Raw genomic sequence first — 16,547 nt, forward strand, 5'->3', positions numbered from 1 at the left:
CGTGCCGGAAAACTTCGATACACTAAATTGTTTGCTGGCTGCTTGACCTAAAACTTTGACGTGCTCATCGGGAGGGTATCACCATGCGATTCTCCGACTTCGGCATCACCCGCAAGCTGTATCTCGGCTTCGGCGCGGTGGTGGTCATCCTGGCGCTACTGCTGGGCACCGCCTACACCAACTTCTCGCGGCTGGCGCAGGCCAATGGCTGGAACAACCATACCCATGAAGTGATCGCCGAAACCCAGGCCATCCTGGAGAGCTTGCTCAATATGGAAACGGGCGAACGCGGCTACGCACTGACCGGTGAGGACGCCTCGATGGCGCCGCTCAAGGCCGGCCAGGCGGCATTTTCCCAACACCTCAACCAAGCCCGTTCGCTGACTGCCGACAACCCGGCGCAACAGGACCGGCTGCGCAAGCTGGAACAGGCCGAACAGGCGTGGTACGCCGATGCGGTGGCGCCGGTGCTGGCGTTGCGCGCCAAGGCCAACGACGGCGCCAGCATCGACCCGCTGCTGCAATTCGAGCGCGAAGGCCGTGGCCGCGCCGGCATGGATGCGATGCGCGCACTGCTCAAGGACATCAGCGGCGCCGAACAAACGCTGCTGGTGCAGCGCGCGGCCGATGCCGCCTCGCTGCAAAGCCTGACCGCCAACACCATAATCATCGGCGGCCTGCTGACGGTGGCGCTGGCGGCGGTGCTGGCGTGGATCCTGAGCCGCAGCATCGTCGGTCCGCTCAGTGCGGCGGTGCGGATTGCGCGCACGGTCGCAGCAGGCGATTTGCGCAGCCGGATCGAATCGCACTCGCGCGATGAAACCGGCCAGATGCTGGAGGCGCTGGGCGATATGAACCAGAGCCTGCTGAACATCGTCGGCGAAGTGCGGCGCGGCACGGATACGATCGCCACCGCCACCAGCGAAATCGCGCGCGGCAACCAGGACTTGTCGAGCCGCACCGAGCAGCAGGCCAGCTCGCTGGAGGAAACCGCATCGTCGATGGAGCAGCTGACCGGCACCGTCAAGCAGAACGCCGACAATGCGCGCCAGGCCAACCAGCTGGCGGCATCGGCTTCGCAGGTCGCCAGCAAGGGCGGCGCGGTGGTGGCACAGGTGGTCGAGACCATGCACTCGATCAGCGCCTCGTCGCAAAACATCGTGGAGATTATCGCGGTGATCGACGGCATTGCGTTCCAGACCAATATCCTGGCGCTGAACGCGGCGGTGGAAGCGGCGCGCGCCGGCGAGCAGGGGCGCGGCTTTGCGGTGGTGGCGTCGGAAGTACGGACGCTGGCGCAACGTTCGGCGGCGGCGGCCAAGGAAATCAAGATGCTGATCGACGACTCGGTCGGCAAGGTCGATGCCGGCAGCAAGCTGGTGGAACAGGCCGGCGCGACCATGGAAGAAATTGTCGGCAGCGTGCAACGGGTGACGACCATCATGCAGGATATTGCGTCGGCCAGCGAAGAGCAAATCGCCGGTATCGAGCAGATCAACCACGCGATCAGCCAGATGGACAATGTGACGCAGCAGAATGCGGCGCTGGTGGAAGAAGCGGCGGCAGCGGCGGCGTCGTTGCAGGAGCAGGCGGCCAGCCAGGCCAATGTGGTCAGCGTGTTCAAGCTGGATGACCGCGCCACGGCGATGGCGATAGCCGCCCCGCCGCCGCCCGCCAGGCTGCCATCCGCCGCACCGGGTCCGGCCATCGCCATCGGCGGCGCGCGCAGCAACGGCGGCAGGCCGGGCGCTGGCCGGACCGGTGCGGCCCCGTCGTCCGCAGGCGCGGCAGCGGTCGGCTCAGCGGCGACAGGCGGCCAGTCCGGCGCGGGACGCACCACTGCCCAACGCGGCACGCCGGTCAAAGCGGGCGGTGACGACTGGGAGGAATTCTGAACACCCCGGCACCAGCACCGGCGCCCGCGTCCACACCCTACGCGGACGGCCGCCTGCATGCGCGGCCCGACCTGCTTCGGCTGATTCCCCACCAGCGCCAGCCGGCGCTGGACTGCGGCACACACCAGTTGTCGTTTAACGATGGCCGCAAGGCGGTGCTGCATGTGCCGCCGCATCTGGACTCGGGCAGCGGCGCCGGCGGCCAGCCGTTGCACCTGTTGGTCTGGCTGCACGGCGCCGGCGGCCAGCACGGCGGCGGCGACCACATCGCGCTGGCGCATGCGGTCCGCCACGGCGCGCTGCTGCTGATTCCGGAAGCGCTGTCGACCAGCTGGGACATGCTGCGCGGCGGCTTCGGCCCCGACCTCGCCTTCCTCGACCGCGCGCTGCTGTGGACCATGCAGCGCTACCAGGTGGACGAACACGCGATGGCGCTGGCCGGCTTCTCCGACGGCGCCTCGTACGCGCTGTCGGTGGGCCTGATGAACGGCCACCTGTTCAGCGACATCCTGGCATTTTCGCCCGGCTACATGGCGCCGTTGCGGCGTGAAGGACAGCCGCGCGTGGCCGTGGTGCACGGCAAGGACGATCCGGTGCTGCCGGTGCTCCGTGGGCACGATATCGCCCAGCGGCTAACGCAGGAAAGCTACGAGGTCCACTACAATGAATTCGACGGCGCCCACATCGTCTCGCCGCCAGAGGCGCGCGCCGCCCTGCAACGGCTGGAAGAGCGCTAACCGTCGTTCCCGCGCACGCGGGAACCCATGCTGAAGATGCCATGCGCAGGTGCCATGGGTACCGGCTTGCGCCGGTACGACCTCAGGCCAGGCTGACCTGGTTGCGCCCCGCCGACTTGGCCACGTACAGCGCCTTGTCGGCCGCCTCCACCAGCATGCCGGCCATATGCACGCCACGCTGTGGCGCGATGGTCGCCACGCCGGCGCTCAGCGTCACCACGCCGAACGGACTGCCGTGGTGCGCCATCTGCAAATTCTGCACCGCCTCGCGGATGCGTTCGGCCACCGCCTGCGCGCCGGCCAGATCGGTATTCGGCAACAGGATGCCGACCTCTTCGCCGCCATAGCGCGCCGTCAGATCACCGGGCCGCTTGGGCGTCAAAGCGCGGATCAGCTTGCTCACCGCGCGCAGCACCTCGTCGCCGGCGCTGTGGCCGTACATATCGTTGTACTGCTTGAAGTAATCGACATCGATCATGATGAACGCCAGCGTATCCTGGTGCCGCATCGCGCGGCTGAATTCATTGCCCAGCGTGACATCGAACTGGCGCCGGTTGGCCAGCCCGGTCAGGCCATCCGACATGGCCTGCCGCGCCAGCGTGTGGTTGGCGCTCTCCAGCGCATCGCGCGCCAGCCGCAGCTCGGCCTCGACCTGTACGCGCAGCTTGATCTGGTCCACCAGCCGCTTGCCGAAAAAGCCCAGCAGCGCCGCCAGCACCACCACCCCGATCGAACGCGTGAACGTATCGCGCCGCCAGTTCTCCAGCATCTCCTCGCGCGACAACGCCGCCGTGACGAACAGCGGATAGTGCTCCAGCGGCCGGAAGCTGTTGAGCCGCACCTCGTCGTCGTGGAAAGAATGGAAGAAGGCACTGCCGGTGCGCGCCGCGCCGGACGCCGCCGCATAATGGCGGAACAACTCGCTGTCGCGCATGCTGCTGCCGACCCGGCCGCTGTCGAAAGGCTGGCGCAGCAGCAGCGTGCCGTCATTGGACAGCAACGCCACCGCGCCGCGCGTGCCGAGGTCGAAACTTTCGTAAAAGCGGCGGAAGTAATCGATGTCCAGCGTGGCCAGCACCACGCCGCCGAAACTGCCGTCCGGCTTGTTGAGGCGACGCGACACCGGCATGATCCACTTGCCGCTGGAACGGCTGATCACCGGCAGGCCGACATGCGGCCCGCGCTCCGTATGGGTGCGGTGATAGATGAAGTATTCGCGGTCGGCGTTGTTGTAGGCCTGGCTCACCACGGCACGCGAATTGGCGATCCAGCTGCCGCCTTCATCGTAGACAAACAGCCCCACCAGCTGCGGCAGATTGGCGACCTGCGCGCGCATCTGCTGTTGCAGGCGCGCCAGCGCACGCGGCGTGCGGCCGTCCGACTCGATGCGTTCGACGATATCGGCCAGCGCGATGTCGGCCGCCTTGATGGTGTCGTCGGCCTGCTGCGCCATGGCGCGCGCCAAGTTGGCGCCCTGCCGTTCTTTTTCCAGCAGCTGTTCGCTGCGGGCGTTAATGCTGCGCCAGACGTCGACGCCGACCAGCGACAGGCACACCACCGTGACAAACACGGTGGCCCAGAAAGTGATGGAAAGGCGCTTGAACATAAGCTTACAACTGGCGTTGTTCTTACCGCTTTTATACAGTAATTCCGCCCGTCATGTTGCGCGGCTTAGCCCGCCGCCAGCATCGGCTGCAAGCGCTGCCACGCCAGATCCGGCGTCAGCTTGACCATGCAGTCGTGATGACCGAGCGGACATTCGCGTTGCTTACATGGCGAACAATCCAGCCGCAGCGAAATCGACGCGGCCAGGTCCGAGAACGGCGGCGCGTGGTCGGGGTCGGTCGGGCCGTACAGCGCCAGCACCGGCCGGTTCAGCGCCGAGGCGATGTGCAGCAAGCCGGAATCGTTGGCCACCACGGCGGCGGCGCGCGCGATCAGCGCAATCGCCTCGGCCAGGCTGGTGGCGCCGGCCAGGTTGAACACCGCCGTGCCGTCCGGCAGCCCGGCCGCCACTTCGGCGCAGGCCGTGTGGTCCTTGGGCGAACCGAGCAAGGCGATCTGGGTCGCTGGCTCGCGTGCCAGCACCGCCTTGGCGAGGCTGGCGAAATGCTGCGCCGGCCAGCGCTTGGCGGCGCCGAATTCCGCGCCCGGCGCCAATGCCACCACCGGCCTCGCCGGATCAATGCCGAGGCGTTCGCACACGGCCGCCATTTGCTCGGCGCTGGCCACCAGGCGCGGACGCGGCAAGGCGGCGCGCAGGCCGGGGCCCTGCACCGTCACCGGCGGCTTGGCCAGCGCGGCGTAGAACGGCACCATTGGCCGTGGCGGCACTTCGTCGTGGTGCATCACGTTGATCATGCCGTAGCGGCTCTCGCCCTTGTAGCCCACGCGTTTTTTAATCCCGGCCAGCCACGGGATCAGCGCGTACTTGATGGTGTTGGGCAGGATGTAGGCATCCACGTAGCCGCGCTTGCGCAGCAGGCGGGCAAACTGCCAGCGCTGCTTGAGCTGCAAGGCGCCGTGGCGGAACGGCGTTTCCAGCACCTCGTCCACCTCGGCCGCCTGGCGCCACACCGGCGACACCGCCGGCGGCGCCAGCACATCGATCGGCCGTTCCGGATGGGCGGCGCGCAGCAGTTGCAGCAGCGGCTGCGCCATGACCGCATCGCCGATCCAGTTCGGCGAAATGATCAGGGTGCGCGGCTGGCTCATTGCGCATCCTCCTTGGCGTTCAGACACAGGCCAGCCAGCAGGAACAGCATCATGGCGTAGAACATGCAGCTGCGCACCGACCAGAAGATCACCTCGGTCAGGCCGAAGCTGAAGTAGCTCAGCACCAGCAGCAGGCCGGCCAGCGCTGGCGCGTTGCGGGCGCCGCCGCCGCGCTGCATCTGGCGCAGGAAGAAGACGAACGGCGCCACCAGCGTGCCGCCCCACACCAGCAGGCCGACCACGCCGCCGAACACCAGCGCTTGCAGAATGTCGTTGTGGAAGTGTTCAAACTCCAGCACGTAAGGATGGGCGCGGTGCTGGGCCACCAATTCTTCCATCTCGCGCCGGGCGGTCGGAATGCTGGCGCCCAGCAGCGGCCGGCGTTCGATCAGTTGCAGCGCGCTGCGCCACAGCTCGAAGCGGATGCCGATGTTGGTAAACGTTTCCCCACCATTGAAATACTGGTGCACATCGTTGAAGCCCTGGTCGATGCGTTGGCGGGTGCCGGTCTGCGGAATGAAATACGTACTGACCAGCAGCGCCAGCGCCAGCAGCGCCAGCACCTTGCGCCAGCGGCCGCGCAACACGTGACCGTAGCGCCCCAACAACAGTGCCGCCAGCGCGATCGCGATCCAGCCGCCGCGCGTGCCGGTCGCCACCGAGCCGACCAGCCCGGCCAGCGCACCGAGGCTGGGCCAGAGGGCGCTGCGGCCGGCGAAGTCCAACGTGCCAGCCAGGCACATCAGGCCCATGCACAGCATGATGTCGCCAAACGTGATCGAATTAATCAGGCCGCCCGGACGGTCGAGGCCGATAAACCAGCGCTGGTAGGCAATGAACACGGCGCCGGCCATGGCGCCGGCGATCAGGCCCCACCACAGCGCCTTGCGGCTGGGACGGCAGGCCAGCACCGTCAGCATGACGGTGCTGGCAGCCAGCATACGGACCGGTTTTTCGAGGTCACGCAGGCGGCCGTCGCCGCTCAGCGTGCACCACAATAGTGCCAGCAGCAGCAGCGCGCCAAAAGCTACCAATACCCCGCGAATCTCAGTAAGATGACGCATCAGGACCGGCCAGCCCTGGCGCCGATAAACGATGGCCGCAAGCAAAAAAGTAAAGCTGCACAGGCCGATCCCGAAGCGTGTAATCAGCAACAGGAACGGAAACAGAAAAATCAGGCTGTGGATAAAGACAGTGCTGGCGCGGGACTGGGCTGAGGTATTATTCATTCATATTATCGTTTATTGCAAAAAAGCAATCCGCTACAGCAAGTTGCCCACCATGTCACCCGTGCTTATTTCCGTCGTCGTCACCACCTATAACCGGCCGGATGCGCTGACTGCCGTCGTTGAAGCCTGCTTTGCCCAGGACGACCTGGGCTTTGAAATCATTATCGCTGATGACGGCTCGGGCCACAACACGCAACAAGCAGTGGCGGCGCTGCAAGCGCGCGCGCCGGTGCCGCTGCGCCACGTGTGGCAGGAAGACCTGGGCTTCCGCGCCGCCCGCGCGCGCAACCTCGGCACGCTGGACGCCGAGGGCGACTACATCATTTTCCTCGACGGCGACTGCGTGCCGCAGCGGAATTTTATCAGCCAGCACCGCAAACTGGCGCAGCCCGGCTATCTGGTGCAAGGCAGCCGCATCCTGCTGGATGAAGCCGCGACCAGCCGCGTGCTGGGCCAGCATATCGATCTGGGCGTGCTGAGCGCCGGCGACAAGCTGGCGTGGCGCAGCAGCGGCGCCCTCAATAAGGTGCTGCCTTTGCTGCTGACCTTGCCCGACATCGGCCGCACCAGCAAGCGCTTCACCTGGCGCCGCATCAAGAGCTGCAACCTGGCCGTCTGGCGCAGCGACCTGGAGCTGGTCAACGGCTTCGATGAAAGCTTCCTCGGCTGGGGCCATGAAGATTCCGACCTGGTGGTGCGGCTGTACCACGCCGGCGTGCTGCGCAAGGACGGCGCCTACGCCACCGAAGTATTCCACCTGTGGCACCGCGAAAACGCCCGCGACCAGGAAACCAGCAACCGCGCCACCGTGCTCCAGCGCCATGCCGAGCGCACCACGCTGGCAGTGAAAGGGCTACGCGCATGAAACCCGTCGTGGTGGACAGCGGCCTGCGGCTCAGCATCCTGGTGCCGGCCTACAATGTCGAGCGCTATATCACCGATTGCCTGGAGCACATCGTCGTCCAGATGGATGCGCGCCACGAACTGATCGTGGTGGACGACGGCTCCACCGACCACACGCTGACACGCATCCGCGCCGTCCAGGCCGCCTGGCCGCGGCTGAACATCACGTTGATCGAACAGCGCAACAGCGGCATCGCCGACGCCCGCAACCGCGCGCTGAAGGAAGCCAGCGGCGACTACATCCTGTTCATCGACAGCGACGACCGCCTGCTGCCGCGCTCGCTGGACGTGCTGTGCGAGACCATCGCGCACCATCAGCCGGACGTGATCGCCACGGCGCTGCGCATGTGGCATCCCCATGCGCCGCACAAGGACAAGGATATCTTCATGAGCTACGCGCCGGATCAGGCCATCACCTGCCAGGACGCGATCCTCACGCCGTTCTTCGACGACCGCCAAATGTATGTGTGGTGCAAGGTGTTCCGACGCGCGATCTATGCCCAGAGGACCATGCCGGTGTTCCCGTCGCAACGGGTGTTCGAGGACGTGGCGGTTGTGCCGCTGCTGCTGCAAGGGTGCGCCAGCCTGGTCTACCTACCGCATGTGCTGCTAGCCTACCGCCAGCACCCGGTCAGCATCACCCGCCTGATCAGCGAACAGTGGTGCGTGGATTTCGTCTCGGCGCTGGCCACCGTCAAGCCGCATCTGGAGCGCGCCGGCGTCAGCGCCAAGGTGCGCGCGCAGTTCGACGTGGCGGTGTGCCACTTCTACCTGAGCATGATCAAGAATTCTTACCAGCTGCCGGCGGCGGCCGGCGCGGTGGTGCGGCGCCGGGTGCATGAGATTTTCCTGTCCAGCTTGTTTTCGCCGCCGCAGCAGGTGCTGTCCGGCATGACGCGCAACCTGCGCGACGCCCGCACCGCGCTGCAGGTGCAGCACGTGATCGACGGCAACCGCTGGTTCCATGTGCGCCAGAGCGTGGTGCGCAAGTTCAAGCTGTGGCGCCGCATGCGCCAGACCCGCGCGCTGCAGCGCCGCTAACCCGTCATTCCCGCCTGCGCGGGAATGACGGCTACTCGCCCTGATCCAGCATGCTGATGCGGACCAGGTCGGCCACATTGTCGACCCCCAGCTTGCTCATCAGGCGCGCCTTGTGGACTTCCACCGTGCGCACGCTGATGCCCAGCTCCGGGCCGATGTCGCGGTTGTGCCGCCCCACCACTACCAGCTGCATCACCTCGCGCTCGCGCGGCGTCAATTCGCTCAGCAGGCTGACGCTGCGGCTGCGCCGCTGCTGTTCGCTCTGGTTGGTGCGGGCGCGCGACAGGGCTTCGTCGATGGCGCCGATCAGCTTGGCGTCGTCGAGCGGTTTTTCGAGGAAGTCGACGGCGTCGGCCTTGAACGCCATGCGCGCCGTGCTGACATCGCCATGGCCGCTCATGATCACCACCGGCATGGTGCAGCCGCGCGCGATCAGCTCCCGTTGCAGGCTCAGCCCGTCCATGCCGGACATGCGGATATCGATCAGCAGCGCGCCGCTCCAGGCCGGCTGCCAGCCCTGCAGGAAGGCTTCCGCGCTGGCGAACACGGCGGTGCGATAGCCGCGCACGCCCAGCAGCAAGCCCAGCGCATCGCGCACGGCCGGGTCGTCATCGACAATGAATACGGTTAAATCATGCTGCAACATAGTTCTCCTGACCTTCCACTACGGGGCGCGCCAGCGGCAGCGCCATCCTGAATATACCGTGATCGCCCACCTCGGCCCAGAGCGAGCCGCCGTGCGCTTCCATGATGGCCCGGCTCAGCACCAGGCCCAGTCCGAGGCCGGTGGCCTTGGACGAGACAAACGGTTCAAACAAGCGCGCCAGCAATGCCGCCGACACGCCCTTGCCACTATCTTCCACCGACAGCTGCAAACAGCTGCCCTTGCCATGCTTTTTGCTGTCCAGCAGTTGCGCCGAGACCGTGATGCGGCGCCCGCCCTCGGGCCGCTCCTGCACCGCGTCCAGCGCGTTGGCCAGCAGGTTGCGCAGCACCAGCTCGATCTGCAAACGGTCGGCCAGCATCGCCAGCGTCGGCATGTCCTCGACCTGCAGCACCACGCCATGCTGGCGCAGCTGGGTAAAGAACTGCTGGCTGACCGACGACACCAGTTGGCCGGCGTCGACCGGCTCCAGCTTCATGGCGCCGGTGCGGAAAAAATCGCGCAGCCGCCGCACCACTTCCGCCGCCCGGCCCGACTCGGCGATCATGCGCTGCACCGCGCTTTTCAGCATCTCGCCGCCCTGCCCGCCCTCGTTGCGCTCGATCAGGAATTCGCAGGCCTTGCCGTAGGCGCTGAGCGCCGTCAGCGGCTGGTTCAGTTCGTGCGCCAGTGCGGCGGCCATCTCGCCGGCCGCCGCCAGCCGCAGCGACTGCTTCAAATCATTCGACACCTGGCGCAACTCGTCGACCACGATGCCCAGCGAAAAGCCGACCAGCGCCAGCATCGCATCCAGCATCTGCAGTTCCGGCACCTCGATGTTGACCGCATTATTCCACTTGACCAGGCCGCCGATGCCGAGTTGCAGCACAAACACCATCAGCGCCGTGCCGTACAGGCCCTGGCGCGAAGCGGCCCAGATCACCGGCAGGAACAGGAAGTAGAAATGCTTGAACTCCGAGGTCGCTATGGTGCCGAACACCAGGTACAGCACGCAGATCGCCAGCGCCAGGTAGCCCAGCGTCTCGTAGTGCCACACGGTCTGGCGCAGCCGCTGGCGGCCGTCGGCGCTGGACAGCATCCAGATCAGCGGCATCGAGACCAGCACGCCCACCATGTCGCCAATGCCAAAGCGCAGCACCACCGCCACCCATTCGCCCGGCGGGATCAGCCCGGCCAAGGATAGCAGCGACATATACACCACATCGTTGAGCAGCGTACCGACCACCACAATTAATACCCACTGGAACAGCTTGTGCCGGCTGTCGAATACGCCGCCGCTGCCGAAAGTGCGCTTGAGCGCAACGCCCAGCAGGCCGTAGCCGATGGTCAGCCACAGCGACAGCAGCAGCGACAGCGGCAAGCCGGCCGGCATGCCGCGCACCAGCCACTCGCCCAGCATCAGCGCGATAAACCACGGCAGCGCGGCGCGCCAGCCATAGCGCAGCCAGAACACCAGCCCCAGCGCCGGGTCCGGATTCCAAGGCGTGATATTCAGGCCATACAAGGGATCGATGTATGTGGCCCAGTCAAATAGCACGTACAAGCCGATAAACGCGGGAAACAGCAGATGGCGGGACGGGGAAGGCGCTGTCATACAGGGTGGTTTGTATCGCAATGTATCATTATGCATTGCCTCATTTCATCTTGTCTTGCATTTTACAACTAGGTGCAACCCTTATGGCTTAGGCATCGCATCTATACAACAGCGCGTTTATCCAAGATGCAATTATTAAGGGTAATTCGTAGATCTTTACCCGAATTTACATTGCGTTACATGCCCACTACCATCGCGACTTGCCCACAAGGCCCCTTTTGGAAGAGTTGACGATGCAGTCCATTACCATCCGCGCCGGCGCCGCAGGCTTTACCGGCCTGAAACAGTTGCGTGAGACCATTAAACTGTCGCTGCGCGCCCGGCTGCACCGCCACGCCACCTTCGGCTGGCTGGAACTGCTGAACTCCCATCCGCTGTTTGCCGAACTGGTCAAGGCGCGGCCGCGCCTGATCTACAAAATCTACCGCCCTTACCTGAGCAACACCATGGACGCCAGCCAGCGTCTGGCGCTGCTGCGCAGCCATTACCGCCACATCTTCCGCCACGGCATGGGGCCGCTGACGGTGCAGGCGGCGCGCCACGCGGTGGTGCTGGCCACCATCGCAGGCAAGAGCGGCGTGGCCTACCAGGTGCAGCTGCGCGCCATCGAGCCGATGGAGCGCGAAGGCGAACTGGTGCTGCAACTGCTGCAGGGCGGCGATCTGGTCTACAGCGCGGCGTTTTCCTTCCTCGACGGCGGCCACGATGGCATGGCGCTGGGCATCGGCTGCATGCAGGGACCGAAGGGCGAAAGCGGCCTGCAACTGATCAAGGACGCCACCCGCGAGCTGCATGGCTTGCGGCCGAAGAATCTGATGGTCAAGCTGCTGAGCCAGATCGCCCACGACCACGATTGCGCTGCGCTGCGCCTGGTCGGCAATGCCAACCGCGCGGTGTGCGGCGCCACCCGCCAGGGCAAGGTGCACGCGGATTACGATGCGCTGTGGCAGGAACTGGGCGCCGTGGCGCGCAGCGACGGCGATTATGCACTGGCCAGCGAAGCGATCTGCGCGCCGGACCTGAACGCGATTGCGTCGAAGAAACGTTCGGAAGCGCGCAAGCGCCATGAAACGCTGTGCGAACTGGCGCAGGCGGTGGCGGTGAGCCTGCACGCGCCGCGCATCGAGGCGGTGCAGCAGCAGGTGCTGACGGTGCCGGTTTTCCTGCCTATGGCAGAGGAAGCCGAGAAGTACGCCCTCGCTTGATGAAATCCGCTACCATGGGTTTTTCGTCAGAGGAGAATCACCATGCGTGTGGACATTTATAGCCGCGAAGAAGCACAAGGCAAGCATACCTATCTGGCTGTGCCGGAAGGTAAACCGATTCCGGAAGAAGCCACCAACACCGACTGGCATGCGGAAGCGCAGCACGTGGAAATCGACGACGGCCAGGACACGCTGCCCAAATACCATATCGACCAGCCGCTGGCACAGATCGGCGCCAAGGGTTACGCCATTACCGGCGTCAGTGCCCAGTTCTAAAAGCTGACGGCGCCGGCGCAACCCGCACGGCGCCGGCGCCAGGGACTCGGCGTCCCCGTCTGACCCCGTACGGGGTCAGACCCTTGTGTCCGGTGTCAATATTCGACCGCGACTTCGCGTGCGCCCAGCACCTGCTGCAACGCCAGCTGCAACTCATCCGACGGCGCCACGCGCCACCCTTCCCCCAACTGCAACACACAGCTGACGCCCTGCGGCTGAATGCGCGCCGAAATCGGCAAGCCATCGGTCTGGCGGTACGGCGCCAGCACTTCCGCCACCTTCTTCGCATCGACCGAGACCGGCAACGCCATGCTCAGCTGCTTGCCGTGCTTGACGCGCGACGAGATGATGTCGAACACTTTTTCAGCCGAAATCCGCAAGCCGCCGTTGAAGCGGTCCTCCGACACCTTGCCGATCACCGCCAGGAATTCATCTTCCTTGAACATATGCTTGTGTTCCTCGAACACCTCGGCATACACGGTCACTTCCACCACCGCGCTCTTGTCGTCCAGCGTGACGATCAGGATCTTGCCGCGCTGGGTCATCTGCGGACGGATGCCGGTGATGACGCCGCACAGCATACGCGGATCGCGCGACGGCTCCAGGTCGGCCAGCTTGGTGCGCGAGAAGCGCCGCGCTTCCGGCGCGAACGAATCGAACATGTGGCCGGACAGGTAGAAGCCCAGCGCCATCTTTTCCTCAGCCAGCCGCTGGCGGTCGGTGAAGGGCGTGGCCTTGACGTAGTCCGGCGGCGGTTCGAGGTCGCTGTCGTCGCCGCCAAACAGGCTGACCTGGTTGGCCGACTTGGCCTGCTGGTCGGCATATTCCATCGCGAAGCTGACCGAGGCCAGCAGCACGGCGCGGTCAACGCCCAGGCAGTCGAAGGCGCCGGCGCGGATCAGCGATTCGATGGTGCGGCGGTTGATCTGCTTCTTGTCGACGCGCTTGCAGAAATCGAACAGGCTGGTGAACGGACCGTCGGCATTGCGCGCGGCGATGATCGCCTCGATCGCGTTCTGGCCCGCACCCTTGCAGGCGCCCAGGCCGTAACGGATCTGCGTGACCTTCTTGCCGGTGACCGACGGCGGCGGGCCGTCCGGCATGAAGCGGAAGTCGGACTTGTTGATGTCCGGCGGCAGGATGGTCAGGCCGCAGATGTCGATCGAGTCCTCGACCAGAATCTTGACCTTCTCGGTGTCCTCCATCGCCAGCGACATATTGGCTGCCATGAAAGCGGCCGGATGGTGCGCCTTCAGGTAGGCCGTGTGATACGACAGCAGCGCGTAGGCGGCCGCGTGCGATTTGTTGAAGCCGTAGCCCGCGAACTTCTCCATCAAGTCGAAGATCTCGTCGGCTTTTTGCGTGCTCAGGCCATCCTTGGCGGCGCCGGCGCGGAAGATCTCGCGGTGCTCGGCCATCTCCTCGGCTTTTTTCTTACCCATCGCGCGGCGCAGCATGTCGGCGCCGCCCAGCGAGTAGCCGCCGACGATCTGCGCCATCTGCATCACCTGCTCCTGATACACCATGATGCCGTAGGTTTCGGACAGAATCGATTCGGTGCGCGGATCGGGATAGTCGAACTTTTCACCGTGCTTGCGCTTGCAGAAGTCGGGGATCAGGTCCATCGGGCCCGGACGGTACAGCGCCACCAGCGCGATAATGTCCTCGAAGCGGTCGGGACGCGCATCCTTCAGCATGCCCTGCATGCCGCGCGACTCCAGCTGGAATACCGCGACCGTCTTGGCCTTGGTCAGCAGGTCGTATGAAGGACGGTCATTCAGCGGCAGCTTGGACAGGTCGAAATCTTTTTCCTCCGGATCGAGCGCCTTGATGTAGCGCACCGCGCGGTCGAGAATGGTCAGCGTGGTCAGACCCAAGAAGTCGAACTTGACCAGGCCCACGGCCTCCACGTCGTCCTTGTCGTACTGCGACACCACGCCGCCGTCGCCGCCCTGCGTGTACAGCGGACAGAAATCGGTTAGCTTGCCCGGCGCGATCAGCACGCCACCGGCGTGCATGCCGATGTTACGGGTGATGCCTTCGACCTGTTGCGCCAGGTCCAGCAGCTGCGCCACTTCTTCCTCGTTCTGCTGGCGCTCCTTGAGCATCGGCTCTTCCTCGATCGCCTCGGCAATCGACACCGGCTTGCCCGGCTTGAACGGAATCAGCTTGGAGACGCCGTCGCAGAAGTTGTAGCCGAAATCCATCACGCGGCCGACGTCGCGGATCGCGCCCTTGGCCGCCATGGTACCGAACGTGGCGATCTGCGACACCGCGTCGCGGCCGTACAGATCCTTCACGTGCTGGATCACCAGCTCGCGCTTTTCCTGGCAGAAGTCAATATCGAAGTCGGGCATCGACACCCGCTCAGGGTTGAGGAAACGCTCGAACAGCAGGTTGTACTTCAGCGGATCCAGATCGGTAATCTTCAGCGCATACGCCACCAGCGAACCGGCGCCCGAACCGCGGCCCGGGCCGATCGGCACATCGTTGTTCTTGCCCCACTGGATAAACTCGGCCACGATCAGGAAGTAGCCGGGGAACTTCATGTTGATGATGGTGTTGTTCTCGAACTCCAGCCGCTCCTCGTAGCGCTGGCGGTTGGCCTCGCGCTTGACCGGGTCCGGATACAGCTGCTCCAGCCGCTCCTCCAGACCCTTCCTGGTTTCGGCACGCAGGAAATCGTCGATGGTCATGCCAGGCGTCGGGAAGTTCGGCAGCTGCGGCTTGCCCAGGGTCAGCGTCAGATTGCAGCGCTTGGCGATTTCCACCGAATTCTGCAACGCGGCCGGCAGGTCGTGGAACAGCTCGGCCATCTCGGCCTGCGTCAGGAAGCGCATCTGCTCGTTGAAGCGCTTGACGCGCTTGGCGTTGGCCAGCATCTCGCCCTCGGCGATACAGACGCGCGCCTCGTGGGCGATGTACTCGTCCTTGCTGACAAACTGCACCGGATGGGTCGCCACTACCGGCAGACCCAGCTTGGCCGCCAGCGCGATCGAGTGGCGTACCTGCATCTCCTGGTTGGCCTGACCGGCGCGCTGGATCTCGATGTAGAAATGGCCGGGGAACAGCGCCGCCCACTTCTGTGCGTTGGCTTCGGCCAGCGCCGGGTTGCCGTTTTCGATGGCGGTGCCGATGTCGCCGAAATGGGCGCCGGACAGCACGATCAGGCCGTTGGCCGGGTTGTCGTCGGGCAGCAGCGCATAGGTCTTGGAGGTCAGCTCGGCCAGCCATTCGGTACGGATCTCGGCCCGGCCCTTGTACTGGTTGGTCAGCCAGGCTTGCGACAGCAGCTCGCACAGCTGCAGATAGCCCATGCGGTTCTTGGCGAACAGCATCAGGCGCGACGGCTTGTCGCGGTTGTCGTCATTGGTGATCCAGACATCGACGCCGACCACCGGCTTGATGCCCTTGCCGCGCGCCGCCTTGTAGAACTTGACCATGCCGAACATATTGGCAAGATCGGTGACCGCCAGCGCGCCCTGCTTGTCCTTGACAGCCTGCTTGATCAGATCGTCGATGCGCACCAGCCCGTCGACGATGGAATACTCCGAATGGACGCGCAAATGGACAAAAGACGGTCCCACCGGCGCCACGGCACTGCCGGCTACTGCTTGTTCATTTGCTACCACTGGGTGTACTACCTGGTTCATATGCGACTCAAGGCTGGTTCAATAACCCCCTATTTTACCGCGCAGCGGCCCGGACCGATAAATCTGATTCAGCCAGACCGTTTGATATCGCGATAAAAATTCTCGTGCGGTCCGACCGCCTCTAAATAGATCAGCTGGATGCCCTCATCCAGGGTATAACCGAGCAGATAAAGCTGCCCGCCGCTGCGGAACTTGTGGAGAAAGAGCGCGGCCAGATCACCTTTTTTTCGCTCCCCCACGTGCGGATCTGCCTGCACCGCCGCCACGGCGATGTCGACATCGCCGGCTGTGTTGTCGTGCAGTTTTTTATACTGCCTGGCAAATCGTCTGGTCTGCCGCACCGCCCACATTATTTGCCCGGGCTACTGCGCGGCACAAACGGTTGCGCATCCTCGCGCGGCTCCGAGAGCGAAGCCAACGACTCGGCAATAAAGCCGACAGGTAAATCAGGATTGTCCAGCGCAGCCCGCCCCACCCTCGCCCAGAACTCGATTTGCCCGGCGATGGAACGATGCTCTATCGCCGCATCCTGCCTGGCCTGCTCATACAGCTGCTGATTGATACGAATCGATGTACTCCCCGCCATCGCAACCTCCGTTACCACATTTGTGGTAATAATCTTAGCACCAGAACGC

14 protein-coding genes are annotated in these 16,547 nt (G+C 64.7%); 6 read left to right on the top strand and 8 right to left on the bottom strand.

Annotated elements, in window-relative coordinates; translation table 11 throughout:
* Positions 1-83: 83 nt before the first annotated feature.
* A complete protein-coding gene (locus HH213_RS05840; RefSeq protein WP_169111359.1) occupies positions 84-1,895 on the top strand; it encodes a methyl-accepting chemotaxis protein in 1,812 nt (603 codons plus the stop codon).
* A gap of 128 nt (positions 1,896-2,023) precedes the next feature.
* Positions 2,024-2,632: an alpha/beta hydrolase gene (locus tag HH213_RS05845; protein ID WP_229263316.1), complete on the top strand. Its 609-nt coding sequence runs from the start codon at positions 2,024-2,026 to the stop codon at positions 2,630-2,632.
* 82 nt (positions 2,633-2,714) lie between these two features.
* Here HH213_RS05845 and HH213_RS05850 read toward each other — a convergent pair whose 3' ends face one another.
* The 3 genes from HH213_RS05850 to HH213_RS05860 all read right to left on the bottom strand — a co-directional run bounded on the left by HH213_RS05850 (position 2,715) and on the right by HH213_RS05860 (position 6,411).
* Positions 2,715-4,238 carry a sensor domain-containing diguanylate cyclase gene (locus HH213_RS05850; RefSeq protein ID WP_169111361.1) on the bottom strand — a complete coding sequence of 508 codons (1,524 nt, stop codon included), beginning with the start codon at positions 4,236-4,238 and terminating at the stop codon, positions 2,715-2,717.
* 65 nt (positions 4,239-4,303) lie between these two features.
* Positions 4,304-5,347: a lipopolysaccharide heptosyltransferase II gene (gene waaF / locus HH213_RS05855; RefSeq protein WP_169111363.1), complete on the bottom strand. Its 1,044-nt coding sequence runs from the start codon at positions 5,345-5,347 to the stop codon at positions 4,304-4,306.
* A complete protein-coding gene (locus HH213_RS05860; RefSeq protein WP_229263317.1) occupies positions 5,344-6,411 on the bottom strand; it encodes an O-antigen ligase family protein in 1,068 nt (355 codons plus the stop codon). Before HH213_RS05860 ends, waaF begins: the two co-directional genes overlap by 4 nt.
* 217 nt (positions 6,412-6,628) lie before the next feature.
* On the opposite strand from HH213_RS05860, the gene HH213_RS05865 reads away from it, so the two are divergent.
* A complete protein-coding gene (locus HH213_RS05865; protein ID WP_169111365.1) occupies positions 6,629-7,441 on the top strand; it encodes a glycosyltransferase family 2 protein in 813 nt (270 codons plus the stop codon).
* The gene (locus HH213_RS05870) at positions 7,438-8,520 is read left to right on the top strand and encodes a glycosyltransferase family 2 protein (protein ID WP_169111367.1); all 1,083 of its coding nucleotides are present in this window, start codon (positions 7,438-7,440) and stop codon (positions 8,518-8,520) included. The genes HH213_RS05865 and HH213_RS05870 overlap by 4 nt, the downstream gene beginning before the upstream one ends.
* Before the next feature lie 31 nt (positions 8,521-8,551).
* On the opposite strand, the gene HH213_RS05875 is transcribed toward HH213_RS05870, so the two are convergent.
* Together HH213_RS05875 and HH213_RS05880 are read right to left on the bottom strand one after the other, a co-directional pair.
* Positions 8,552-9,166 carry a response regulator transcription factor gene (locus tag HH213_RS05875; RefSeq protein WP_229263318.1) on the bottom strand — a complete coding sequence of 205 codons (615 nt, stop codon included), beginning with the start codon at positions 9,164-9,166 and terminating at the stop codon, positions 8,552-8,554.
* Positions 9,153-10,778, bottom strand: coding sequence for a sensor histidine kinase (locus HH213_RS05880; RefSeq protein ID WP_169111369.1), 1,626 nt, complete (start codon positions 10,776-10,778; stop codon positions 9,153-9,155). Before HH213_RS05880 ends, HH213_RS05875 begins: the two co-directional genes overlap by 14 nt.
* Positions 10,779-11,011: 233 nt before the next feature.
* Between HH213_RS05880 and HH213_RS05885 the strand changes: the two genes are divergently transcribed.
* The gene (locus tag HH213_RS05885; RefSeq protein ID WP_169111371.1) at positions 11,012-11,983 is read left to right on the top strand and encodes a VirK/YbjX family protein; all 972 of its coding nucleotides are present in this window, start codon (positions 11,012-11,014) and stop codon (positions 11,981-11,983) included.
* Positions 11,984-12,025: 42 nt separating this feature from the next.
* A complete protein-coding gene (locus tag HH213_RS05890; protein WP_110845026.1) occupies positions 12,026-12,259 on the top strand; it encodes a DUF6139 family protein in 234 nt (77 codons plus the stop codon).
* Between the two features lie 95 nt (positions 12,260-12,354).
* Here the strand turns inward: HH213_RS05890 and dnaE are convergent, their stop codons facing one another.
* From dnaE to HH213_RS05905, 3 genes are all read right to left on the bottom strand, one after another.
* A complete protein-coding gene (gene dnaE / locus HH213_RS05895) occupies positions 12,355-15,912 on the bottom strand; it encodes a DNA polymerase III subunit alpha (protein ID WP_169111373.1) in 3,558 nt (1,185 codons plus the stop codon).
* A gap of 68 nt (positions 15,913-15,980) precedes the next feature.
* Positions 15,981-16,262, bottom strand: a complete 282-nt coding sequence (locus HH213_RS05900; protein WP_217363492.1) for a type II toxin-antitoxin system RelE/ParE family toxin — start codon at positions 16,260-16,262, stop codon at positions 15,981-15,983.
* A complete protein-coding gene (locus tag HH213_RS05905; protein WP_169111375.1) occupies positions 16,262-16,498 on the bottom strand; it encodes a ParD-like family protein in 237 nt (78 codons plus the stop codon). The genes HH213_RS05900 and HH213_RS05905 overlap by 1 nt, the downstream gene beginning before the upstream one ends.
* Positions 16,499-16,547: the final 49 nt, after the last annotated feature.

It is taken from the genome of Duganella dendranthematis, assembly GCF_012849375.1.
GTDB lineage: Bacteria > Pseudomonadota > Gammaproteobacteria > Burkholderiales > Burkholderiaceae_D > Rugamonas > Rugamonas dendranthematis.